The 22,405-nt window shown below is 67.9% G+C and carries 21 protein-coding genes; 11 read left to right on the forward strand and 10 right to left on the reverse strand.

What is annotated here, in order from left to right; genetic code table 11:
• Positions 1 to 68: 68 nt before the first annotated feature.
• On the reverse strand, positions 69 to 1,508 hold the full coding sequence (locus tag ACQCSY_RS20840; RefSeq protein ID WP_427131800.1) for an AMP-binding protein: 1,440 nt from the start codon (positions 1,506 to 1,508) through the stop codon (positions 69 to 71).
• A 58-nt stretch (positions 1,509 to 1,566) separates the two neighbouring features.
• Here ACQCSY_RS20840 and ypfJ point away from each other — a divergent pair, with 58 nt between their 5' ends.
• Positions 1,567 to 2,454 (forward strand): KPN_02809 family neutral zinc metallopeptidase, encoded by an 888-nt coding sequence (gene ypfJ / locus ACQCSY_RS20845; protein WP_427131802.1) that lies wholly within the window; start codon positions 1,567 to 1,569, stop codon positions 2,452 to 2,454.
• 56 nt (positions 2,455 to 2,510) lie between these two features.
• On the opposite strand, the gene ACQCSY_RS20850 is transcribed toward ypfJ, so the two are convergent.
• The 7 genes from ACQCSY_RS20850 to ACQCSY_RS20880 form a co-directional block, all read right to left on the reverse strand.
• The gene (locus ACQCSY_RS20850) at positions 2,511 to 3,101 is read right to left on the reverse strand and encodes a hypothetical protein (protein WP_427131804.1); all 591 of its coding nucleotides are present in this window, start codon (positions 3,099 to 3,101) and stop codon (positions 2,511 to 2,513) included.
• A gap of 179 nt (positions 3,102 to 3,280) precedes the next feature.
• Positions 3,281 to 3,613 (reverse strand): metal-sulfur cluster assembly factor, encoded by a 333-nt coding sequence (locus ACQCSY_RS20855; protein ID WP_427131806.1) that lies wholly within the window; start codon positions 3,611 to 3,613, stop codon positions 3,281 to 3,283.
• A 13-nt stretch (positions 3,614 to 3,626) separates the two neighbouring features.
• Entirely contained in the window at positions 3,627 to 4,424 is a 798-nt protein-coding gene (gene sufC / locus ACQCSY_RS20860) for a Fe-S cluster assembly ATPase SufC (protein WP_427131807.1), read from the reverse strand.
• A gap of 100 nt (positions 4,425 to 4,524) precedes the next feature.
• The gene (locus ACQCSY_RS20865) at positions 4,525 to 4,884 is read right to left on the reverse strand and encodes a non-heme iron oxygenase ferredoxin subunit (RefSeq protein WP_427131809.1); all 360 of its coding nucleotides are present in this window, start codon (positions 4,882 to 4,884) and stop codon (positions 4,525 to 4,527) included.
• 28 nt (positions 4,885 to 4,912) lie between these two features.
• A complete protein-coding gene (gene sufD, locus ACQCSY_RS20870; protein WP_427131811.1) occupies positions 4,913 to 6,199 on the reverse strand; it encodes a Fe-S cluster assembly protein SufD in 1,287 nt (428 codons plus the stop codon).
• Positions 6,199 to 7,662 carry a Fe-S cluster assembly protein SufB gene (sufB, locus tag ACQCSY_RS20875; RefSeq protein WP_427131812.1) on the reverse strand — a complete coding sequence of 488 codons (1,464 nt, stop codon included), beginning with the start codon at positions 7,660 to 7,662 and terminating at the stop codon, positions 6,199 to 6,201. Before sufB ends, sufD begins: the two co-directional genes overlap by 1 nt.
• Positions 7,662 to 8,522, reverse strand: a complete 861-nt coding sequence (locus ACQCSY_RS20880) for a helix-turn-helix transcriptional regulator (protein WP_427131814.1) — start codon at positions 8,520 to 8,522, stop codon at positions 7,662 to 7,664. The genes sufB and ACQCSY_RS20880 overlap by 1 nt, the downstream gene beginning before the upstream one ends.
• A 160-nt stretch (positions 8,523 to 8,682) precedes the next feature.
• Here ACQCSY_RS20880 and ACQCSY_RS20885 point away from each other — a divergent pair, with 160 nt between their 5' ends.
• The 4 genes from ACQCSY_RS20885 to ACQCSY_RS20900 all read left to right on the forward strand — a co-directional run bounded on the left by ACQCSY_RS20885 (position 8,683) and on the right by ACQCSY_RS20900 (position 12,096).
• The gene (locus ACQCSY_RS20885; RefSeq protein WP_427131816.1) at positions 8,683 to 9,651 is read left to right on the forward strand and encodes an ABC transporter ATP-binding protein; all 969 of its coding nucleotides are present in this window, start codon (positions 8,683 to 8,685) and stop codon (positions 9,649 to 9,651) included.
• Positions 9,648 to 10,421 (forward strand): ABC transporter permease, encoded by a 774-nt coding sequence (locus tag ACQCSY_RS20890; RefSeq protein ID WP_427131818.1) that lies wholly within the window; start codon positions 9,648 to 9,650, stop codon positions 10,419 to 10,421. The genes ACQCSY_RS20885 and ACQCSY_RS20890 overlap by 4 nt, the downstream gene beginning before the upstream one ends.
• Positions 10,422 to 10,428: 7 nt before the next feature.
• Positions 10,429 to 11,400: a COX15/CtaA family protein gene (locus ACQCSY_RS20895; protein ID WP_427131820.1), complete on the forward strand. Its 972-nt coding sequence runs from the start codon at positions 10,429 to 10,431 to the stop codon at positions 11,398 to 11,400.
• Positions 11,401 to 11,634: 234 nt separating this feature from the next.
• A complete protein-coding gene (locus ACQCSY_RS20900; protein WP_427131822.1) occupies positions 11,635 to 12,096 on the forward strand; it encodes a DedA family protein in 462 nt (153 codons plus the stop codon).
• Positions 12,097 to 12,200: 104 nt separating this feature from the next.
• On the opposite strand, the gene ACQCSY_RS20905 is transcribed toward ACQCSY_RS20900, so the two are convergent.
• A complete protein-coding gene (locus ACQCSY_RS20905) occupies positions 12,201 to 13,163 on the reverse strand; it encodes a heme o synthase (protein WP_427131823.1) in 963 nt (320 codons plus the stop codon).
• 529 nt (positions 13,164 to 13,692) lie between these two features.
• On the opposite strand from ACQCSY_RS20905, the gene tkt reads away from it, so the two are divergent.
• From tkt to pgl, 6 genes are read left to right on the forward strand one after another with little or no spacing between them, the layout of a single operon-like run.
• The gene (gene tkt / locus ACQCSY_RS20910; RefSeq protein ID WP_427135974.1) at positions 13,693 to 15,810 is read left to right on the forward strand and encodes a transketolase; all 2,118 of its coding nucleotides are present in this window, start codon (positions 13,693 to 13,695) and stop codon (positions 15,808 to 15,810) included.
• Between the two features lie 45 nt (positions 15,811 to 15,855).
• Entirely contained in the window at positions 15,856 to 16,974 is a 1,119-nt protein-coding gene (gene tal, locus ACQCSY_RS20915; protein ID WP_427131825.1) for a transaldolase, read from the forward strand.
• Between the two features lie 5 nt (positions 16,975 to 16,979).
• On the forward strand, positions 16,980 to 18,617 hold the full coding sequence (locus ACQCSY_RS20920) for a glucose-6-phosphate isomerase (protein ID WP_427131827.1): 1,638 nt from the start codon (positions 16,980 to 16,982) through the stop codon (positions 18,615 to 18,617).
• Between the two features lie 15 nt (positions 18,618 to 18,632).
• Positions 18,633 to 20,195, forward strand: a complete 1,563-nt coding sequence (gene zwf, locus ACQCSY_RS20925; protein ID WP_427131829.1) for a glucose-6-phosphate dehydrogenase — start codon at positions 18,633 to 18,635, stop codon at positions 20,193 to 20,195.
• The gene (locus ACQCSY_RS20930; protein ID WP_427131831.1) at positions 20,192 to 21,133 is read left to right on the forward strand and encodes a glucose-6-phosphate dehydrogenase assembly protein OpcA; all 942 of its coding nucleotides are present in this window, start codon (positions 20,192 to 20,194) and stop codon (positions 21,131 to 21,133) included. Before zwf ends, ACQCSY_RS20930 begins: the two co-directional genes overlap by 4 nt.
• Positions 21,123 to 21,941, forward strand: coding sequence for a 6-phosphogluconolactonase (gene pgl / locus ACQCSY_RS20935; RefSeq protein WP_427131833.1), 819 nt, complete (start codon positions 21,123 to 21,125; stop codon positions 21,939 to 21,941). The genes ACQCSY_RS20930 and pgl overlap by 11 nt, the downstream gene beginning before the upstream one ends.
• Here the strand turns inward: pgl and ACQCSY_RS20940 are convergent.
• On the reverse strand, positions 21,894 to 22,289 hold the full coding sequence (locus ACQCSY_RS20940) for an RNA polymerase-binding protein RbpA (RefSeq protein WP_427131835.1): 396 nt from the start codon (positions 22,287 to 22,289) through the stop codon (positions 21,894 to 21,896). The genes pgl and ACQCSY_RS20940 overlap by 48 nt on opposite strands.
• Positions 22,290 to 22,405 lie beyond the last annotated feature (116 nt).

Here is a 22,405-nt window from a genome sequence, read left to right on the forward strand (position 1 = left end):
CCGGTAGGCGAACCGGAATGGACTCCCGCAGGGCCTGCGGGCCGCGGGGGCCGGATTCCGTCCGCTGCTCAGGCAAGGCGCCGGATCCTGGGGTCGTTGCGGTCCACCCAGTCGAGCAGGAGCTGCCTGCTGATCTTGCCCCGGTCCGTCAGGGGAAGCTCGGTCAGCGCGAAGTACTCCATAGGCCGCTTGTTCCGTGCCAGCACGTCCTCGATGCCCGCCTTGAGCTGGGTGCCGGTGACAGCGCCGTGGGACGGCACGACGCCGGCCACCACGCGCTGGCCGCGGAGGTCATCGGCCATGCCGGCGGCCACGGCCGCCGCGACGCCGGGGACGGATGCCAGCGCCAGCTCGACTTCGTGCGGGTAGACGTTCGTGCCGGCGGTGATGATCATGTCCGAGCGCCGGCCCAGCATGTGCAGCGTGCCGCCGGAGAGGTACCCCTGGTCCCCGACGGTGAACCAGCCGTCGAAGCAGCGCAGCGCCTGGCCGTCGTCGCCCCAGAGGTAGCCGTTGCTGACCATGCCGCTGCGGACGCAGATGTTGCCGTCGCTGCCGTCCGGAAGTCCGGTTCCGGCGTCGTCCAGGATCCGGATCTCGACGCCGGGAAACGGCTTCCCGATGCCGGTGCCGCCGGGCTCCGCGGGTTCGCCGAGCCGCAGCCCGGCGCCGGAGACGAAGCTGAGCTCCGAGGCGCCGTAGTACTCGAAGATGGTGGCGTTCGGTGCCCAGCGCCGTGCCGCCTCAAGGGTCCGGGTGTCCAGCTTGGAGCCGGCGCAGATGATGCTGCGGATGCCGGAGGCGTCCACGCCGCCGGTGAGGCCGCGCTCGCTGAGCAGCCTGAGCATGGTGGGGACCAGGACCAGCCGGGTGATGCCGTCGTGGCTGACGGCGGCGTGCGCGGCGCCGACGTCGAAGTTTTCAAGGGTGTGGAACTCCGCGCCGGCGTACAGGCATTCGGCCAGGGCGTACAGGTTCAGGCTGGCAGCGAGCGGGCCGGGGGCAAGGGTTTTGTCTTCCGCGGTGAGCCCGAAGAATTCAATCGAGGCGTCGAAGGACTGCCGCCAGGACCGCCGCGAGCGGGTGAAAGCCTTGGGGACCGAGGTGGTGCCGGACGTCAGGCCGATCAGGAACGGCGTCGCGGGTGTCCCGTCGATGAGTTCCGCCCCCGGGACCCGGACCCCGGCCGCCGGGACGGGGCCCGCCGCCGGCCTTGGAACTGCAGGCGTTGCCTGGCCGATCCGCTCCACTATCCCGTCCTGCAGCTGCTTCGGCCAGGCCGGATCCAGCACGGCACACTGGCGCTCCCCCGCGACGGCCGCCGCGAACACGACGGCGAAATGCGTGGAGTTGTTTTCCGAGAGCACCGTGACTGCAGGGGCTGCGGGCACCAGCGCCGCTGCAGCATCCCGGAGGCCGGCCCAGCTGAGGCGCTGCCCGGCCACGACGACGGCGGTACCGTCGGGGCGCTCATCGGCCCAGCGCTGAAGTCTGTTGAGAAAGGGCATCAGCTCAACTTTACCGGCCGGGGGCGCTCCCGCAGCCGGTGCAGGATATTGTGACAGCATGAGTTTCAATGACAACGTTGAACTGGATCCGTCGCAGGTCCAGGACCGCCGCGGCATGGGCCGCGGCACCAAGATCGGCGGCGGCATCGGCGGCGGAATCATTCTGCTTCTGGCCGCCCTGTTCGGCATCAACCCCCAGCTCTTGGAAGGCCTGGCCGGCGCAGTCCAGGGGCCCCCGTCGCAGGGTGCGGGTTCCGCCCCCGCCTGTGGCACCGGCGCCGACGCCGACGCCCGCCTCGACTGCAGGATTGTCGGCACGGTCAACAGCCTGAACGCGTTCTGGCCCGGTTACCTGGCGCAGTACAACAAGAAGTACCCGCAGCCGCACACCGTGATCTTCACCGGCGGCACCGACACGGGCTGCGGCCCCGCGACCTCAGAGGTGGGACCGTTCTACTGCCCGGTCGACACCACTGCCTACTTTGACCCCGGCTTCTTCCAGGAGCTCGTGGACAGGTTCGGGTCCTCCGGCGGACCGCTCGCGCAGGAGTATGTGGTGGCCCACGAATTCGGCCACCATGTCCAGAACCTGCTGGGCAACCTGGACCGGGCGCAACAGGATCCCCAAGGACCGGGATCCGGCGCCGTCCGCGTGGAACTGCAGGCAGACTGCTACGCCGGGCTGTGGGTCCACTACGCCACCACCCAGCCGGATCCCAAGACCGGGCAGCCCTATCTGGATCCACTCAAGGAAAAGGACCTCCAGGATGCGCTGTCCGCGGCCTCGGCCGTCGGTGACGACCGCATCCAGAAAGCCGCCACAGGCCGCGTCTCGCCCGAGGCCTGGACCCATGGTTCCAGTGCGCAGCGGCAGAAATGGTTCTACCAGGGCTACAAGACCGGTGACATCAACCAGTGCGACACCTTTAGCGTCGCCGCGCCGTAGGACGGCGCGTGTTGGCACCATGGCGGGGCCGCCGGTCACAGGCAAGTGCCCCGCGCCTACGCGTTCTGGGCTGGTATCTCGACGTAGCAGATGAATCCCGAATGTGGCAGGTACCGGTGCCTCGGGTGCCAGACGGGCCGATAGCTGTGCCCGAAAGGGTCCGACACGCGGATCGTCTCCAGCCGGTCCTGGCCGGCGAGGACGGCGTCGACGTCGGGAAGGGTGTTGCGCCGGGTCGGGAGCCCATCGATGTCCAGGCTCCACGGACCGGCGTCAGGGTCCGTTCCGCGTTCCAGCTGGAGGGTTTCGAACAGCCCCGCGACGAGGTCCGCCCGCCCGGCGGCCTCCGCCCGCTGCAGCCGGTGCATCTCCGGGTGCACATCACGGGCGTCCGCCAAGGCCTGGCGGAGCCAATGGAATTCCACCGGGCCCATCGGGGGCCCCAGGCACAGGCGCCGGTTCCGGTCCAGATCGAGCCGGTAGCTAGTTCCGCTGCGGTCAATGATGCACGGGGCCTCGCCAACGTATTCGAAGTCCCCCAGGAGTTCCTCGCGGGACCCGTAGTAGGAGAACTCGCCGCTGTCATCAACGGCGACGAAATCCCCGGCACCGCCGGTGCCCGGTTGCGGTTGTGGTGTGGAGTCCATTCCGGCTCTTCTCCTGTCGGCAGTCGGCCCGTGACCGGTGGCAGCGGTACCTTGCACTCTTCATGACACCACCGTCAGCGCCTTAACGGAATGGTGTTGCCCATGTCCATGCGAACCCGGAAAACGACGGCGGCGGACCCACCTCCTTGAGGTGACCCGCCGCCGTCGTTGGCCAAGTTCTAGATGTTGAAGCCCAGGGCCCGCATCTGGTCGCGGCCGTCTTCGGTGATCCGCTCCGGACCCCACGGCGGCATCCACACCCAGTTGAGGCGCCACTCGTCCACAATCCCGTCCAAGGCCTTGCCGACCTGCTCCTCGATCACGTCGGTGAGCGGGCAGGCGGCCGTGGTGAGCGTCATGTCGATCAGCAGGGCGCCGTCGTCGTCTGAATACTTCAGACCGTACAGCAGGCCAAGATCAACGATGTTGACCCCGAGCTCAGGGTCGATCACATCCTTGAGTGCCTCTTCGACATCCTCGAGGCCCGTGCGGGCCACATTGATTTCCGTCATGGCGGAGTCCTAACTAGACCTGGGCTGCAGCGTCTGCGGCAGCGATCGTGGCTGCTCCGGCGCCCGTGGCGTAGCGGTCGTAGCCTTCTTCTTCAAGGCGGTCGGCGAGTTCCGGGCCGCCTTCTTCCACAACCTGGCCGTCAACGAACACGTGCACGAATTCCGGCTTGATGTAGCGCAGGATCCGGGTGTAGTGCGTGATGAGCAGGGTGCCCATGTTGCCTTCGGCGTGGGCGCGGTTGACGCCCTCGGAGACAACCTTAAGCGCATCGACGTCGAGTCCGGAGTCGGTCTCGTCCAGGACGGCGAACTTCGGCTTGAACAGCTCCAGCTGGAGGATCTCGACGCGCTTCTTCTCGCCGCCGGAGAAGCCCTCGTTGACGTTGCGCTGGGTGAAGTCGGCGTCGATGCGCAGCTGAGCCATGGCAGCCTTGACCTCCTTCGTCCAGGTACGCAGGGCGGGGGCCTTGCCGTCGATGGCCGTCTTGGCGGTGCGCAGGAAGTTGGTCATGCTGACGCCCGGGACCTCAACGGGGTACTGCATGGCCAGGAACACGCCGGCGCGGGCGCGCTGGTCGACGCTCATGGCCAGGACGTCTTCGCCGTCCAGCGTGATGGAACCGGAGGTGACGTTGTAGCGCGGGTGGCCGGCGATGGTGGACGCCAGGGTGGACTTGCCGGAGCCGTTGGGGCCCATGATGGCGTGCGTTTCGCCGGTCCTGATGGTCAGGCTGACGCCCTTCAGGATTTCCTTTGTGCCCTGCTCGGTGTCAATGCTGACGTGCAGGTCCTTGATCTCAAGAGTAGACATATGTCTTGTTCTCCTCTGCACTGTGCCCTCCGGCACCGTGCGGTTTCTTGGCTGAAAGTTCTTTTATGCTGTTGCTGGCTGCGTGGGACGGGCCGCGCGGTCAGCTGAAGTTCGGGGCTTCCGCACCGTTCAGGACATTCGTGACGTCTACATAGACGTCGTCGCCCTGGATGGTTACGGCAAAGACAGGCACGGGATCATAGGCAGGCAGCTGGAGCGGCTCGCCGCTGCGAAGGTCGAACTGGGAACCGTGTCCCCAGCACTCGATCTTGCAGCCTTCAACCTCTCCTTCGGAGAGGGAGATGTCCGCGTGCGAGCAGGTGTCACCGATGGCGTGGATCTCCCCCAGCGAGTCCTTCACGACCGCCACGGGGTAGTCGTCGATCAGGATCCGCAGTGCCTGCTTGAGTTGGATCTCGCTGGTATTGCAGACAAGCTCGCCTTTTGGCTGTTCAGTCATTGATGGTTTCCTGTGCCGTGTAGGTGTTCTAGTTGTCCGTTGCCGCGAGTTCGCGCTCGACGGCGGCCGTGAGGCGCTCTTCGATGGCCGGGACCCTGATCTGCTGGATGATCTCGTTCAGGAAGCCGCGGACCACCAGCCGGCGGGCCACGTCTTCCGGAATGCCTCGGGCCATCAGGTAGAACAGGTGCTCGTCGTCGAACCGGCCGGTGGCGCTGGCATGGCCGGCGCCGGCGATCAGGCCGGTCTCAATCTCGAGGTTCGGCACCGAGTCGGCGCGGGCGCCGTCGGTCAGGACCAGGTTGCGGTTGGCCTCGTAGGTGTCGGTGCCTTCTGCTTCCTTGCGGATCAGAACGTCACCCACCCACACGGTGTGCGCATTGCGGCCCTGGAGGGCGCCCTTGTAGAGCACATTGGACTTGCAGTTGGCCACGGAGTGGTCCACGAAGAGGCGCTGCTCGAGGTGCTGGCCGGCGTCGGCGAAGTACAGGCCGAACAGTTCCAATTCGGCGCCCGGGGCGGTGAAGCGTGCCGACGGCGTGACGCGCACGAGGTCGCCGCCGAGACTGACGACGATGTGCTTGAACTTGGCGTCGCGGCCAAGCTTCGCCTGCTGGGAGGAGGCGTGCACGGCGTCGTCGTTCCATTCCTGGAGCGAGATGACGGTCAGCTGGGCGCCGTCGCCAACAACGATTTCAACGTTTTCCGAGACGACGGCGCTGCCCTGGTGGTCCAGGACGACGACCGACTTGGAGAACTTTTCCGCCACGATGACGAGGTGCTGCGCGGAAGCCCCGGTGCCCTGGCCGGTCAGCAGAACGGTGACTTCACCATCGGCCTGGACTCCGGCCGGAACGGTGATGACCGTCGCCTCGGAGAAGTTTTCCCAGGCGTTGGCGGAGACGCGGTCCTCGGGGATGCTGGCGGACCCGATGCGCCTGTCATCGCGGCCGACGGTTTCCACGGTGACGCTGTCCGGGGCGGTGACATTCACGGACGGTGCGGCACCGCTGAGGACCTCGGTGTGCAGGCCGCGCAGGCGCTTCAGCGGGGTGAACCGCCAGTCTTCTTCCATGCCGGTGAGCGGCTTGAAGTCGGCCAGCTTGTACGAGGTGAGGCGACCGGCGCGTGAGCTGTCCGGAATGCCGACGCCGCCGCCGTGGGAGTGGCGCTTGACGGCTTCGCCGGCCAGCGGGGACTTGGACTCGGCGGAGTTCAGCGGCGAAAGGCTTTCGCCTTCCTCGGTGAAACCGTTGATGAACGGCTGGGCTGAGGGCGCGCCGATGCGGGCCTTTTCAGTAGTGATGTCAGTCATTAACCGACCGATCCTTCCATCTGCAGTTCAATCAGTCGGTTCAGCTCGAGGGCGTATTCCATCGGCAGTTCGCGGGCAATGGGCTCGATGAAGCCGCGGACGATCATCGCCATGGCCTCGTCTTCGCGCATGCCGCGGGACATCAGGTAGAACAGCTGCTCTTCGCTGACGCGCGAGACCGTGGCCTCGTGTCCCATGGTGACGTCATCTTCACGGATGTCGATGTACGGGTAGGTGTCCGAACGGCTGATGGTATCGACCAGGAGGGCGTCACAGCGGACAGTGTTGGCCGAGTGCTTGGCGCCTTCACGGACCTGGACCAGGCCGCGGTAGGCAGCACGGCCGCCGCCGCGGGCCACGGACTTGGACACGATCGAACTCTTGGTGTTGGGCGCGATGTGGACCATCTTGGAGCCGGTGTCCTGGTGCTGGCCTTCACCCGCGAACGCGATGGAAAGGGTCTCGCCCTTGGCGCCTTCACCGACGAGGTAGACGGCCGGGTACTTCATGGTGACCTTGGAGCCGATGTTGCCATCGATCCACTCCATGGTGGCGTTCTCTTCGCAGATGGCGCGCTTGGTGACCAGGTTGTACACGTTGGTGGACCAGTTCTGGATGGTCGTGTAGCGGACGCGGGCGCCCTTCTTCACGATGATTTCCACGACGGCGGAGTGCAGCGAGTCCGAGGTGTAGATCGGCGCGGTGCAGCCTTCGATGTAGTGGACGTAGGAGTCCTCGTCCGCGATGATCAGCGTGCGCTCGAACTGGCCCATGTTTTCCGTGTTGATGCGGAAGTAGGCCTGCAGCGGGATGTCCACGTGGACGCCCTTGGGAACGTAGACGAAGGAGCCGCCGGACCAGACGGCCGTGTTCAGCGAGGCGAACTTGTTGTCGCCCACCGGGATGATCGTGCCGAAGTACTCCTGGAAGATCTCCGGGTGCTCGCGCAGCGCGGTGTCGGTGTCCAGGAAGATGACGCCCTGGGCTTCCAGGTCCTCGCGGATCTGGTGGTAGACGACCTCGGACTCGTACTGAGCCGCGACGCCGGACACGAGGCGGCTGCGCTCGGCTTCCGGGATGCCCAGCTTCTCGTACGTGTTCCGGATGTCCTCGGGAAGGTCCTCCCAGGTGGCGGCCTGCTTCTCGGTGGACCGCACGAAGTACTTGATGTTGTCGAAGTCGATGCCGGACAGATCCGCACCCCAGGTGGGCATGGGCTTCCGGTCGAAGTACTTCAGGCCCTTGAGGCGGAGGTCGAGCATCCATTCCGGCTCGTTTTTCTTGGCCGAAATGTCGCGGACAACGTCCTCATTGATGCCGCGGCGGGCATTCGCCCCGACGTCGTTCTTGTCGGCCCAGCCGTACTCGTAGGTGCCGATTCCGTGAAGCTCGGGATTCTTTTCGAGAATTTCCGAAATCACAGTAGATTCAGCAACCGTCTTCTCTGATAGTTGGTCCGTCATCACGGCCTTTCTTGCAGATGGTTGGATACTTCGCCCAGGGTGTCCGGAGTGGCTGCGGAGCCGTGAGGCCCCGTGACCGCCGGGCGCCCTGTAGGTATGTGGGTGGTGCAGACATGGCCGCCGCGCGCCAGCGTGGAAAGCCGGCGGACGTCGACGCCGACCAGCCGGGAGAACACTTCGGTCTCCACGTCGCAGAACACCGGGAACTGCGCGGCGAGGTGCTGGATGGGGCAGTGCCCCTGGCAGAGCTGGACGCTGGAGAGGGCCGCCGGCAAGGGGGCCTTGGCTTCGAGGGATTGCGCGGAGGCCACGAAACCGTCGCGGCTCAGGGCTTCCGACAGCACCTGCGCGCGGGCCGTGATGTCCGGCCCGGCCTGTTCGATTTCCGGCGCGTAGCGGCGTTCCATATCGGCAAACCGTTCGACGGCGAACTGCCGGACGGCTTCCGGGCCGGCCATTTCGTCAAGGCGCCGCAACGCCGAGGTGGCGATGTCCAGGTAGTCGTTGCCCAGCGTGGACTGGCCCTGCGAGCTGAGGACGTAGCGGCGGGCCGGACGTCCCGCGCCGGCGCCGGCGCGGGCAACCCGCTTGACCTCGATCACGCCGCTGCGCGCGAGGTGGTCGAGGTGACGACGCACCGCGGCGGGGGTGAAACCGAGCAGGTCGCCGAGTTCGGCGGCGCTGATGGGGCCATGCTCCAGTACCGCGTTCAGGACGCGGTCCCTGGTGCGCTCTTCGGCGTCGTGGGCCGGAACGGCGCCCGTTGCCGGAGCTGCCACCGGTGCCACTGCCTCGAACGCGCCGGCCGAAGCGCGTGAGGTGCCGCGCCCGGCAAGGGCTACGGACGTGGGGGGGCTCATGGAATACACAACACAATCATGTCGTAATTTACTCCCGCAATCCAGTAAGGCATGGCTTGCTTCCGGTCGATGCAGCGGGGCCCGATGCCGGCCGGCCACGGGCCGGAGGCCCGTACCGGCGTCCCGGCCCGCACCGTACTACATCACGTAGAATGCTGTCGTGCGATCTCCCGAATCCCCCGTCCTTTCCATCAGCGGGCTAGTCAAGGATGTTGGTCCGCTGTCCTCCCTCGACGGCAAGATGCTGAGGGTGGTCAGCGGCCTCTCCCTCGTTGCCGAACGCGGCCAGGTCACGGCCCTGCTGGGCGCCAACGGGGCCGGCAAGACCACCACCATCGAGTGCGCCCAAGGACTGCAGAAGCGCACCGCCGGCACCATCAGCCTGCTGGGACAGGATCCCGACACGGCAGGCGCCGGGCTGCGGGCCCGCGTCGGCGTGATGCTGCAGGACGGCGGTCTGCCGCCGTCGGCCCGGCCGATTCCGCTGCTCAGGCACATTGCCGGCATGTACCAGGACCCGTGGCCCGTCGAGGAGCTGATCCGGCGCCTGGGCATCGATACGTTCAGCCGCACTGCCGTCCGCCGGCTGTCCGGCGGGCAGAAGCAGCGACTCGCCCTCGCGGCCGCCTTGGCCGGGAAGCCGGAGGTGCTCTTCCTGGATGAGCCGAGCGCGGGCCTGGACCCGCAGTCCCGCCAGATGGTCTTCGGGCTCATCGCCGAGCTCCGGGACCGCGGCATGGGAATCATCCTGACCACCCACCTCATGGACGATGCCCAGCGACTGGCCGACTACATCTACATCATCGACGCCGGCCGGAACGTCGCCGAAGGCACCGTGGCGCAGCTGCTGCAGCATGAGCTGCAGCCGGGTGCCGGCGAGCAGCACATCCGGACCCTCCTGTTCGACGCCGAACCGGGGCTGGACCTCACCGGCGTCCTGCCCGATGCCGTCGAGGTCAGGGAATCCCGGGCCGGCAGCTACTCCGCGACCGGTGTCCTCACCCCGGCAGACCTCGCCGCGGTGACAGCCTGGTGGGCAGCCCGCGGCATCATGCCCACCTCCATGAGCCTCGAGGCCCGCAGCCTGGAGGACGTCTTCCTGGACATCTCCGGAAGGGAGATCCGATGACCCCGGTTCCTGGCAGTTCTTCGTTGGGCAGCGCCCCCGCCCCGCTCCTGCGGAGGATTGTGCTGCAGGGCAAGTACGAGACCGTCGCCATGCTCCGGAACGGCGAGCAGCTGATCCTCGCCGTGGTCCTTCCGCTGCTGGCCATGATGGGGCTGACCGTCACCCCCCTGCTTGACGGGCTCGGCTCCAGCCGGATCAACGTCGCGGTCCCGGGCGTCCTGGCGCTCTGCGCCATGTCCACCGCTTTCACCGGGCAGGGCATCGCCACGGGCTTCGACCGCCGGTACGGGGTGCTCCGTTTCCTCTCCACCACTCCCCTGGGCCGCACCGGTCTCATCGCGGGCAAGGTCCTCGCCGTCCTGGCCGTGCTGCTCCTGCAGGTCCTGGCCGTCACTGCCGTGGCCCTGGCGCTGGGCTGGCGGCCGGATCCGCTGGGCTGGCTGCCCGGCCTGGCACTGCTGGTGCTGGGAGCCGCGTCGTTCACCGCGCTGGGTCTGCTCGTGGCCGGCACCGTCCGGCCGGAGGCGACGCTGGCCATCACCAACCTGCTGTGGATCCTGCTGGGGGCCCTTGGCGGCATCGTCATCCCGGCCGAACGGCTTCCTGCCCTGGCACAGGCCGTGGTGCATTTCCTGCCTTCAGGCGCGCTGGGACAGGCACTGAGGGACGCTTTCCTGCACGGCAGCATCAACAGCGGTGCCGTGCTTGTCCTGCTGCTCTGGACGGCTCTTGCCGGCGGCGCAGCAACCCGTTGGTTCAAGTGGAATTGAGAAAACTGTGAGTACGGCGTCACGCCCACCCCGGATCGCCTCCCGGATCACGTCACGGATCACGTCACGGCTGCCAGCCACCGTCGACAAGACGGTGAGGCGGCTGGCGGTGTTGTCCCTGATCGGCCAGATCGTCCTCGTGGTGACCGGCGGCGCTGTCCGCCTCACCGCCTCCGGCCTCGGCTGCCCCACTTGGCCCCGCTGCACCGACGGTTCCCTCGTGAACACGCCGGAAATGGGGATCCACGGCCTCATCGAATTCGGCAACCGGCTCCTGACCTTCGCGCTGGCCGCCGTCGCGGTGATGATGCTGGTCTACCTGTGGAACCTGCGCAAGGAACGCCGCGACCTCTTCCTGCTGGCCCTGGGACTGCTCGCCAGCATCCCGGCCCAGGCCATCATCGGCGGCATCACCGTGCTGACACAGCTGAACCCCTGGGTGGTCGGGCTGCACTTCCTCGTCTCCATGGCCCTCGTCGTCCTGGCAACCCTGCTCGTGAACCGGGCGTACGGCCGGACCGGACGCGTGCGGACGTTGTCAGTGCCTGCGCTGCCGCTGCCCGCGCTGCCGGGGGCCGCACGCCCCGTCATGGCCGCCGTCGCCCTCTTCTCCGGCGCGGCAGTGTGCCTGGGCGTGATCGTGACGGGAGCCGGCCCGCATGCGGGCGACGCCGATGCTCCCCGCAACGACCTGGACTGGGACCTGTTCTCGCACATCCACGCCGTGCCGGCGTACCTCGTGACGGCCGGGGCGCTGTTCGGGCTGTTCCTGGTGCTCCGCGACCGGATCGCCGGACCCTTCCGGAGCGCCGTGCTCCTGCTGCTGGCAGTCACCGTCCTGCAGGCCGTCGTCGGCTTCACGCAGTACTACAACGGCATCCCGGCCCTCCTCGTCGCGGCGCACATGCTGGGCGCCGCCCTGCTCATGAGCGCCGCCACGAACGCCGCCGACCTCGCCAGTTCCAGCCCGGTGAAATAGCCTGACCCTATAGATGTGACCCCGCAGACCGGACTCCGTAGAGAGGAAGGCACCCGGCCATGAACGCTTTCATGGAAGGCATCCTGAACGTCAGTCCGGTCCTGGCCTTCACCATTGTGGGGTGCCTGGTCTTCGCCGAGGACGCCCTGTTTGTGGGGTTCGTGATTCCCGGCGAGACCGCTGCGGTACTGGGGGGGTGTCGTCGCCAGCCGCGGCCAGGCGCCGCTCTGGGCCATGATGGCTGTGGTGGTCCTGGCCGCGGTGGTCGGCGACACGGTCGGCTACGAGCTGGGCAAGCATCCCGGTCCGCGGTTCCTCGATCTGGGGGTCATGAAGAACCGCCGCGCCGCGCTGGACAGGGCACAGGATTTCCTGCGCCGCCGCGGCGGCTGGGCCGTGTTCTTCGGCCGCTTCGTTGCCTTCTTCCGTGCCGTCATGCCGGCCCTGGCCGGGACGTCACGGATGCACTATCCGCGCTTCCTGGTCTTCAATGCCGCCGGCGGGCTCGTCTGGGGTGCCGGCTTTGTCCTGCTTGGATTCTTCGCCGGCAATTCCTATGAGGCGGTGGCCAAGGTGGCAGGGCGGGACATCACGGCCGCCGTCTTGGTGACCGGCATCATCGTGTTGATCGTCTGGCGCATCCGCAGGGCCCGCACGCGGGCGCGCAGGGCGGCCGCGCCGTCGGATCCGGCCTGATGCCCCGACAAACAACGCGGGGTCACTTACGGCCCGTCCGGAACGCCGGAATGGGCGGCAAGTGACCCCGCGTTGCTGTTAGTTGCTGCTAGTGGTGGGAGCCGCTAGCCGCCCATGATGCGCGAACCCACGAACGGGTCGATTGCCAGCGCGATGAACAGCACGGTGAGGTAGCTGATGGAACCGTGGAAGACCTTCATCGCTCCCGTGTCGGACACGTCGCCGCCCTGCGCGCGGGTGTGCAGCGCATGCGACTGGTACAGGAACCAGGCACCGGCCACCACGGCCGTAACGGTGTACACCCAGCCTGCGCCGCCGGCCGGAACCATCAGCAGGGAGCACGCCACCATGGCCCAGGCGTACAGGACCACCTGCACCGACACGACCTTCGCTCCGGCGATGGCGCCGAGCATCGGGACCTTGGCGTTGCGGTAATCCTCGCCGTACCGCATGGAAAGCGGCCAGTAGTGCGGCGGCGTCCAGAGGAAGATCACCATGAAGAGCACGACGGCGGGCCACTGAACCGTGTTGGTCACCGCGGCCCAGGCGATCAGCACGGGGAAGCAGCCGGCGGCGCCGCCCCAGACGATGTTCTGGGCGGTGCGGCGCTTGAGGATCATCGTGTAGATGACCACGTAGAAGACGATCGCGCCGAGCCCCAGCCACGCGGAGAGCGGGTTGGCCCCGAACCAGAGGACGGCAATCGCTGCCGCGCCCAGCAGCCAGGAGAAGACGAGTGCTTCCCGGGGTGTGACCTCGCCGGTGACCAACGGCCGGTTCTCCGTGCGGCGCATGAGCTTGTCGATGTCGCGGTCGATGTAGCAGTTGAAGGCGCCCGCGCTGCCTGCCGCGAAGGCCCCGCCCACGAGGGTCGCGAGGATCAGCCCGATCGAGGGGAAGCCGCGTTGCGCGTAGATCATGGTGGGCAGCGTGCTGACCAGCAGGAGCTCGATGACGCGGGGTTTCGTGAGCGCCAGGTAAGCCTTGGCCTTGCGGCCGAAGCCGATTCTTCCCGGGGCCGCGGAAGCGTTCAGCGGCGTATCTGTTGTGCTCACGGTGGCAGTCACTCTGTTCTGTCTGGCTGTTCTGTCCGGCTGTTCAGTCCGGCTGGGATTTCGCAACGCGCTTTGCAATGGAACGGGTGCGCGCTCAGCGCACGCGCGTGTCCTCGCCCCCGTTGGAAGCCACCACCCATCATACCGTGATGCCGCAGGCGCCGGGCTCGCCGGGCTCGCGAGATCCCGTTGGACTGCCGTTGGACTGCCGGCGTGATTCCAGCAGGTTAACGCGGGCTCACCGCCGCGGCGGCCGGCGGTGATTCATATAAGCCGAAATGCGGTCCATTTAGTGAGATACACGCTGCCCACCCAGTGGAATAGGGCTAAGCTGTCTGCAGATCAGCGCACACGGGAGATTGCCGGAATAGGCGACTCTGTATCCGCACAAGTGCATTTGCAGATGCGACTGAACGATAGATAAACGTTTCGATGGTGAACGGCTGGTACGAACCGCAGCGGGCACCGAACTGTGCCCGGGACCGGACTGACCGTACCACCGGCCGTCAGCACAGAGAGGGGCCCGGTTTTCGTGCCACATTTGGAAGAGCAAGAACTGTCATGGACCAGCTTGGACCAGCGTGCAGTGGACACTGTCCGCGTGCTGGCCGCGGATGCGGTGGAGAAGGTCGGTAACGGCCACCCGGGCACCGCGATGAGCCTGGCCCCGGCCGCGTACCTCCTTTTCCAGAAGCTGATGCGGCACGATCCGGCGAATCCGGACTGGCTGGGCCGGGACCGGTTCGTCCTCTCCCCGGGCCACACCTCGCTGACGCTGTACATCCAGCTCTTCCTCTCCGGCTACGGCCTGGAGCTGAAGGACCTGGAGGCGCTGCGGACCTGGGGATCACTGACCCCGGGCCACCCGGAGTACAAGCACACCGCCGGGGTGGAGATCACCACCGGGCCGCTGGGCCAGGGCCTGGCCTCCGCGGTCGGGTTCGCGTACTCCCAGCGCCGCCAGCGCGGCCTGTTCGACGCCGACGCCGCCCCGGGCACCAGCCCGTTCGACCACACCGTGTGGGTCATCGCCTCCGACGGCGACCTGCAGGAGGGCGTGACCTCCGAGGCGTCCTCGCTCGCCGGCCACCAGGAGCTCGGCAACCTCGTGGTGATCTACGACGAGAACCACATCTCCATCGAGGACGACACCGACGTCGCGTTCACCGAGGATGTCCTGAAGCGCTACGAGGCCTACGGCTGGCACACCCAGCGCGTGGACTGGACCCGGACGGGCGAATACGTCGAGGACGTCCGGGAGCTCCACGCCGCCCTGCTCGCCGCGAAGGCCGAAACGTCCAGGCCGTCCATCATTTCGCTGCGGACCATCATCGGCTACCCGGCGCCGAAGAAGCAGAACACCGGCAAGATCCACGGCTCGGCCTTGGGCGCCGAGGAAGTCGCCGTGCTCAAGGAGATCCTGGGCTTCGACCCGGAACGGTCCTTCCAGGTCGACGAGGACGTCCTGGCCCACACCCGGGAGGCCGCCGCCCGCGGCGCGGCCGTCCGCCGCGACTGGCAGGGGACCTTCGAGGCCTGGCAGGCGTCCAACACCGAAGGCGCGGCCCTGCTGGAACGCGTCGAGGCCCGCAAGCTGCCGTCCGGGTTCGACGCCGCCCTGCCGGCCTTCCCCGCCGGCAAGGAGGTCTCCACCCGCGCCGCCTCCGGCAAGGTCCTGAACGCGATCGGCCCGGTCATGCCGGAGCTGTGGGGTGGCTCGGCCGACCTCGCCGAGTCCAACAACACCACGATCGAGGGCTCGCCGTCGTTCATCCCGGCGTCCCGCCAGACGGAGGCCTGGAAGGGCAACCCCTACGGCCGGGTCCTGCACTTCGGCATCCGCGAGCACGCCGCGGCCTCGATCGTGAACGGCATCTCCCTGCACGGGGCGACCCGCGCGTTCTCCGGCACCTTCCTGATCTTCAGCGACTACCAGCGCCCCGCGATCCGGCTCGGCGCCCTGATGGGTGTGCCGTCCCTGTACGTGTGGACGCACGACTCCATCGGCCTCGGCGAGGACGGCCCCACCCACCAGCCGGTCGAGCAGCTCGCCTCGCTGCGCGCCATCCCGGGCCTGGACGTCGTCCGCCCGGGCGACGCCAACGAGGTCGCGGCCGCCTGGACGACCATGCTGGAAAACCACGCGAACCCGGCCGGGATCGTCCTGACCCGGCAGAACATCCCCACCTACGCCCGCGGCGAAGGCGACGCCGAGGCCGACACCTTTGCCTCCACCGCCGGGGTCGCCAAGGGCGGCTACGTCCTGGCCGAAGCCTCCAGGGACGGCAGGACCGTTCCGGCCGAGGTCATCCTGATCGGCACCGGCTCCGAGGTCCAGCTCGCCGTCCACGCCCGCGAGGCGCTGCAGGCCGAGGGCATCCCCACCCGCGTGGTGTCCATGCCATGCGTGGAATGGTTCAACAAGCAGGACCCGTCCTACCGCGACGCCGTCCTTCCCGCCGCCGTCAAGGCCCGTGTCTCGGTCGAGGCCGGCCTGGCCCTGGGCTGGAAGGAATTCGTCGGCGACGCCGGCCGCTCCGTCTCGCTCGAGCACTTCGGCGCCTCGGCGGACTACAAGAGGCTCTTCCAGGAATTCGGCATCACCGCCGAAGCGGTCGCCGCCGCAGCCAAAGAGTCACTCGCCGGCCTCACGGCCTGACCCACATCCCCTGTTTCAAGGACCCAGATTTCCAGGAGTTATGACATGACCACCACCCCCACCCAACAGCTGTCCGACGCCGGCGTCTCCATCTGGCTCGATGACCTGTCCCGCGGACGCCTGGCCACCGGCAGCCTGCGCAAGCTCATCGAAGAGAAGAACGTCGTGGGTGTCACTACGAACCCGAGCATCTTCCACACTGCCATCACCACCGGCCATGACTACGACGCCAAGATCAAGGAAATGGCGGCAGCTGGTGCAGGCGTAGAGGAGACCGTCTTCGCGATCACCACTACCGACGTCGCCGATGCCTGCGATCTCTTCGCCCCCGTGGCCGCTGCCAGCAAGGGCGTCGACGGCCGCGTTTCCATCGAGGTGGACCCCCGCCTCGCCTGGGACACCGCAGGCACGATCACCGAGGCCAAGGAGCTCTACGGCCAGGTCAACAAGGACAACGTCTTCATCAAGATCCCCGCCACCCTCGAAGGCCTGGAAGCCATCACCGCCACCCTGGCGGCCGGCATCAGCGTGAACGTGACGCTGATCTTCTCCCTCGAGCGCTACCGCGCCGTCATCAACGCTTTCCAGGGCGGACTGGAGCAGGCCAAGGAAAATGGCCACGACCTGTCCAAGATCCATTCGGTCGCGTCCTTCTTCGTCTCCCGCGTGGACACGGAAATCGACAAGCGCCTCGACTCGATCGGCACCGACGAGGCCCGCGCGCTGAAGGGCAAGGCCGGCGTGGCCAACGCCCGGCTGGCCTACCAGGTCTACGAAGAGCTCTTCTCCACCGAACGCTGGGCCCTCCTGGCCGACGCCGGCGCGCTTCCCCAGCGCCCGCTGTGGGCCTCCACCGGTGTCAAGGATCCGGCCTACCCGGACACCATGTACGTCACCGAACTGGTCGCCCCTGGCGTCGTGAACACGATGCCGGAGAAGACCCTCGAGGCGACGTTCGACCACGGCACCGTCACGGGCAACACCATCTCCCGCGGCTACAACGACGCCAACGCCACGCTCAACGCGCTCGATGCCCTCGGCATCTCCTACAACGACGTTGTCGCGGTGCTCGAGTCCGAAGGCCTCGACAAGTTCGTGGCCAGCTGGAAGGAACTGCTGGGCGACGTCGAGGCCGCCCTCGCCGCTGCACGGAAGGACGCCTAGCCCACATGACCACTCTCAGCTACGACGCCACGGGCGCCGCCCGCCAGGCCCACGAACAGCACCTCCCCGCGCTCCTGGCGGACAAGGTCGCCACCCGGATCTTCGCCAAGGACGCGACCCTGTGGGGTCCCGACGCCGAGTCCGAGTCCACCGTCCGGCTCGGCTGGGTGGAGGCGGCCACCGTCTCCCAGCCGCTCGTGGCGGATATCCTGGCACTCCGTGACGCCCTCCGGAACGAGGGCGTCAGCCGGATCGTCCTGTGCGGCATGGGCGGCTCCTCTCTGGCCCCGGAGGTCATTGCCGGGACCGCAGGCGTCGAGCTGACAGTGCTGGACAGCACCGACCCGGAACAGGTTGCCGCCGCACTGGCGGACCGCCTGGCCGAAACCGCCATCGTGGTGTCCTCCAAGTCCGGCTCCACCCTGGAGACGGACTCGCAGCGGCGGATATTCGAACACGCCTTCACCGAGGCCGGCGTCGATGCCAGGAGCCGTATTATCATCGTCACCGATCCGGGCTCGCCGCTGGACAAGGCCTCCCGCGAGGCCGGCTACCGGGCCGTCTTCAACGCGGATCCGAACGTCGGCGGGCGCTATTCGGCGCTCACCGCGTTCGGCCTCGTGCCGTGCGGCCTGGCCGGCGTGGACATCCAGGCGTTCCTGGATGAGGCCGAGGAAGCCGCCGAGGTCCTGAACGATGACTCGGAGGAGAACATCGGCCTCGCCCTCGGGACCGCACTGGGCGGCACCAACCCGCTGCGCAACAAGATCGTCATCGCCGAGGACGGTTCCGGTATCGTCGGCTTCGCGGACTGGGCGGAACAGCTCATCGCCGAATCCACGGGCAAGCTGGGCACCGGCGTGCTGCCGGTCGTCGCAGGCCCGGCGTCACCGGAGGCCACCCTTGGTGCCGCCGACGTCCTGGTCATCCGGCTCGTCGCGGCGGATGACCGGGACGTCGAACTGGGCGAAAACGAAGTCGCGATCGCCGGAGGCCTTCCCACCCAGATGATGGCGTGGGAATTCGCCACCGCCGTGGCCGGCCGCCTGCTGGGCATCAACCCCTTTGACCAGCCCGACGTCGAAGCCGCCAAGGTGGCTGCCCGTGGACTGCTGGACGCGCAGCCGGAGCCGACGCCCGCCAACTTCACCGACGGCGCCATTGAGGTCCGCGGCGGGGACTGGCTTGGCGGTGCGGCCACCGCAGCCGACGCCGTGAGCGCGCTGCTCGCCGAACTCGGCGAGGACGGCTACCTCAGCGTCCAGGCCTACTTCGACCGCCTCGCGTACGCTCCGCTGGAGGGGGTCCGGGACGAGCTGGCGGCGGTCAGCGGCCGCCCCGTCACTTTCGGCTGGGGCCCTCGCTTCCTGCACTCCACCGGCCAGTTCCACAAGGGCGGACCCGCGATCGGCGTGTTCCTGCAGGTGACCGCCGCTTCCGCCACCGACCTTGCCATCCCGGACCGTCCGTTCACCTTCGGCGAGCTGATCACGGCGCAGGCCGCCGGGGACGCGCAGGTCCTGAGCGAGCACGGCCGCCCGGTCCTCCGGCTGCACCTCACGGACCGCGCCGCGGGCGTCCTGCAGCTGCAGGAGCTCGTCACGGCGCTGGCCGGCCGGGCAGCCCACTCCCCTGAACGCTAAGGCACCCACGCAACCATGCCAGAAACTTACAACGGCGGCAGGAACCCGGGCGGCCGGGGGCGCAACCCGCTCCGGGATCCCCGTGACCGCCGCCTGAACCGCATCGCCGGACCGTCGTCGCTGGTCCTCTTCGGGGTGACGGGCGACCTCGCCCGCAAGAAGCTCATGCCCGCGGTCTATGACCTCGCCAACCGCGGGCTCCTGCCGCCGAGCTTCGCCCTGGTGGGCTTTGCGCGGCGGCAGTGGGATAACGAGGACTTCGCCGCCGAGGTGAAGGAATCGGTCAAGGCCTACGCCCGCACCCCCTTCGATGAGACGGTGTGGAAACAGCTCTCCGAGGGCATCCGTTTTGTCCAGGGCGAGTTCGACGACGACGACTCGTTCGAGCGGCTCGCCGCGACGATCGACGAGCTGGATGAGCAGCGCGGGACGCGGGGTAACCATGCGTTCTACCTGTCCATCCCGCCGAAGGCCTTCGAGCTGGTCTGCCGTCAGCTGTCCAAGCACGGCCTGGCCCAGGCAGAGGGTGACAAGTGGCGCCGGGTGGTCATTGAAAAGCCGTTCGGACACGACCTCGAATCGGCCCGCCAGCTCAACGACATCGTCGAATCGGTGTTCCCGCAGGACGCGGTCTTCCGGATCGACCACTACCTCGGCAAAGAGACGGTGCAGAACATCCTGGCGCTGCGCTTCGCCAACCAGCTCTTCGAGCCGCTCTGGAACGCCAACTACGTTGACCACGTCCAGATCACCATGGCGGAGGACATCGGCACCGGCGGCCGCGCAGGCTACTACGACGGCGTGGGCGCGGCCCGCGACGTCATCCAGAACCACCTGCTGCAGCTGCTGGCGCTGACCGCCATGGAGGAGCCAATCTCCTTCAACGCCGATGACCTGCGGGCCGAGAAGGAAAAGGTCCTGGCCGCCGTCCGGCTCCCCCAGGACCTCTCCGCCCACTCCGCCCGCGGGCAGTTCACGGGCGGCTGGCAGGGCGGCGAGCAGGTCCTCGGGTACCTGGATGAGGAGGGCATTCCGGCCGACTCCAAGACCGAGACCTTCGCCGCGATCCGGGTGGACATCAACACACGCCGCTGGAGCGGTGTGCCGTTCTACCTGCGGGCCGGCAAGAGGCTCGGCCGCCGGGTGACCGAGATCGCCGTCGTGCTCAAGCGCGCGCCCAACCTGCTCTTCACGGACCACGGCGAGGACGACTTCGGCCAGAACGCCGTCGTCATCCGGGTCCAGCCCGACGAGGGCGCCACCATCCGCTTCGGTTCCAAGGTCCCCGGGACGCAGATGGAAGTCCGCGACGTCACCATGGACTTCGGCTACGGCCACTCGTTCACGGAATCCAGCCCCGAAGCCTACGAGCGGCTCATCCTCGACGTGCTGCTGGGCGAACCGCCGCTGTTCCCCCGCCATGCGGAAGTCGAGCTGTCCTGGAAGATCCTTGATCCGTTCGAGGACTACTGGGCCGGCCTCGACGAGCAGCCCGAGCCCTACGCGCCCGGCAGCTGGGGCCCGGCCTCGGCCGACGAGTTGCTTGCCCGCGACGGACGAACCTGGAGAAGGCCATGATCGTAGATCTTCCTGACACAACAACCTCCAACGTTTCCAAGAAGATCATGGCCCTGCGCGAGCAGGGCGGCGTGATCGCGCTGGGCCGGGTGCTGACCCTGGTGGTCGTCACCCGGTCCGGGCTCGAGGAGGAGGCCATCGAGGCCGCCAACGAGGCCAGCCGCGAGCATCCGTGCCGGATCATCGTGCTCGCCGACGCCGGGGCCTCGGCGCCGACGCGCCTCGATGCGCAGATCCGGGTCGGCGGCGACGCAGGAGCCTCCGAGGTGATCCTGCTCCGCGGCTATGGCGAACTCGCGGAGGAAAGCGAGTCACTGGTCGCGGCCCTGCTGCTGCCGGACGCGCCGATCGTGGCGTGGTGGCCGCACGGCGCCCCGAAGAACGCGTGCGAGACGTCGATCGGGCGGATCGCGCACCGCCGGATCACGGACTCGGCCAACGAAGCCGATCCCCAGACGGCCCTGGACAACATCCGCCGCACCTACAAGGCCGGCGACACCGACCTCGCCTGGACCCGGCTGACGAACTGGCGCATCCAGCTGGCCGCGGTCCTGGACCAGGTCGATGACTCCCCGGTGACGGCCGTCGCCGTCGAGGGGGCCTCAGACTCGCCCAGCACCCTGCTGCTCGCGGCCTGGCTTACGCTGGCCCTGGACGTGCCTGTCACGATCGTGGCGGACCCCGCCGGCACGGGCATCCGGCGGGTGCGTCTGTGCAGGACGGGCGGTGACATCCAGCTGTTCCGGCCCGGCCTTACCGTCGCGGAGCTGACCCAGCCCGGGCAGCCCGCGCAGCGGATCTCCCTCCCGCGCCGCAGCCTCAAGGACTGCCTCGCCGAGGAACTCCGCCGCCTGGATCCGGACGAAGTGTTCGGTGAAGTGATTACTATGGGACTGCCACGTACCAACCTAAGGAGTGTCCGTCCCAGTGAGCGCTGACCCCAGAGTAAGCATCCATCCAGACTCGACCGTCCTCATGGCTGCGATCGCGGCCCGGCTGATAACCAAACTCGTGGATATCCAGGACCGGCACGGCGAGGCGACTGTGGTGCTTACCGGGGGCTCAATGGGGATCGGCTCGCTCCAGGCCGTGGCGGAGTCGCCGGCAGCACCCGCCGTCGACTGGTCCAAGGTGAATTTCTGGTGGGGTGACGAGCGCTTCGTCGGGGCGGACGACGCCGAGCGCAACGCCCGCCAGGCGCACGAGGCTCTGCTCTCGCACATCTCCGTGGATCCGGCGCGGGTCCACGTGCCGGGATCCTCGGATGACTTCGACACCCCGGAAGAGGCAGCCGCGGACTATGCGCGCCGGCTGAGCGAGGCGGCCGCCGCGGAGCACGCCGCGGACATGTCGGATGACCGCCCGGAACAGCCGGCAAGTCTCCCCCGCCTGGATATCGTCCTGCTCGGCGTCGGGCCGGACGCGCACGTCGCGTCCCTGTTCCCCGAACAGGCGGGCATCCGCGAAAAGGAACTCACCGTGGTGGGCGTCCGCAACTCGCCCAAGCCGCCGCCGGCGAGGGTTTCCCTCACGCTGCCGGCGATCAACACGGCCTCAGAGGTGTGGATGGTGGTGGCCGGTCAGGACAAGGCCGGCGCCGTGGGTCTTGCCCTCGCGGGCGCCAACCCGGTGCAGGTTCCGGCGGCCGGTCCGCGCGGCCGCCGCGAGACGCTGTGGCTGATCGACGAGAACGCGGCCTCACGGGTCCCGGAGCAGCTCGTCCGGAAGGGCCCCTCCGGCGCGTAGCCGTTCCAGCGCTCCGGCCAGCACGTCTTCGGCGTCCTGGCTGGAGCGCCGCTCTTTAACGTATTCGAGGTGGGTTTTGAAGCCTTCGGCCGGGGTGTCCTCGAGGGCGAACTTCGCCTCGTCGCGGGTGGCCGTTCCACCGCAGCGCCGGCAGTCCCAGACGCCCGGGATCTGGTCCTCGGGAAGCTGGGCGAACACCAGGGGCGTTTCATGGCCCTTGGCGCAGTGGTAGGAGACGCGGATGCGGGGCTGGCGTACGCCAGCCCCGTCAAGTGGCTCGTGGCGGGGGGAAGCCCCCTCGGTGGCACCTACACGGATGCCCCTGAATCCGGAAGCAGAATGCAGCATCGGGAACTCCTGGCTACTTAGCTGGTGGAATGTTGCATGCCATCAGCCACAGTGTAGTTCGTAAATTCCCGATGCCGGGAGTGTCGCCACAGCGGACGAATGAAGTTGTGCGGAAA

It is taken from the genome of Pseudarthrobacter sp. S9 (assembly GCF_050156545.1).
Taxonomy (GTDB): Bacteria; Actinomycetota; Actinomycetes; order Actinomycetales; family Micrococcaceae; genus Arthrobacter.

Excerpts from the sequence above, each read along its gene's own strand:
- ACQCSY_RS20850 (WP_427131804.1), bottom strand. The coding sequence starts at position 3,101 with ATGGACTCCACACCACAACCGCAACCGGGCACCGGCGGTGCCGGGGAT.
- ACQCSY_RS20930 (WP_427131831.1), top strand. The coding sequence starts at position 20,192 with ATGATCGTAGATCTTCCTGACACAACAACCTCCAACGTTTCCAAGAAG.
- ACQCSY_RS20865 (WP_427131809.1), bottom strand. The coding sequence starts at position 4,884 with ATGACTGAACAGCCAAAAGGCGAGCTTGTCTGCAATACCAGCGAGATC.
- ACQCSY_RS20940 (WP_427131835.1), bottom strand. The coding sequence starts at position 22,289 with ATGCTGCATTCTGCTTCCGGATTCAGGGGCATCCGTGTAGGTGCCACC.
- sufB (WP_427131812.1), bottom strand. The coding sequence starts at position 7,662 with ATGACGGACCAACTATCAGAGAAGACGGTTGCTGAATCTACTGTGATT.
- ACQCSY_RS20855 (WP_427131806.1), bottom strand. The coding sequence starts at position 3,613 with ATGACGGAAATCAATGTGGCCCGCACGGGCCTCGAGGATGTCGAAGAG.
- ACQCSY_RS20900 (WP_427131822.1), top strand. The coding sequence starts at position 11,635 with ATGATGGCTGTGGTGGTCCTGGCCGCGGTGGTCGGCGACACGGTCGGC.
- ypfJ (WP_427131802.1), top strand. The coding sequence starts at position 1,567 with ATGAGTTTCAATGACAACGTTGAACTGGATCCGTCGCAGGTCCAGGAC.
- ACQCSY_RS20880 (WP_427131814.1), bottom strand. The coding sequence starts at position 8,522 with ATGAGCCCCCCCACGTCCGTAGCCCTTGCCGGGCGCGGCACCTCACGC.
- ACQCSY_RS20920 (WP_427131827.1), top strand. The coding sequence starts at position 16,980 with ATGACCACTCTCAGCTACGACGCCACGGGCGCCGCCCGCCAGGCCCAC.
- zwf (WP_427131829.1), top strand. The coding sequence starts at position 18,633 with ATGCCAGAAACTTACAACGGCGGCAGGAACCCGGGCGGCCGGGGGCGC.
- ACQCSY_RS20890 (WP_427131818.1), top strand. The coding sequence starts at position 9,648 with ATGACCCCGGTTCCTGGCAGTTCTTCGTTGGGCAGCGCCCCCGCCCCG.
- sufC (WP_427131807.1), bottom strand. The coding sequence starts at position 4,424 with ATGTCTACTCTTGAGATCAAGGACCTGCACGTCAGCATTGACACCGAG.
- sufD (WP_427131811.1), bottom strand. The coding sequence starts at position 6,199 with ATGACTGACATCACTACTGAAAAGGCCCGCATCGGCGCGCCCTCAGCC.
- tal (WP_427131825.1), top strand. The coding sequence starts at position 15,856 with ATGACCACCACCCCCACCCAACAGCTGTCCGACGCCGGCGTCTCCATC.
- ACQCSY_RS20840 (WP_427131800.1), bottom strand. The coding sequence starts at position 1,508 with ATGCCCTTTCTCAACAGACTTCAGCGCTGGGCCGATGAGCGCCCCGAC.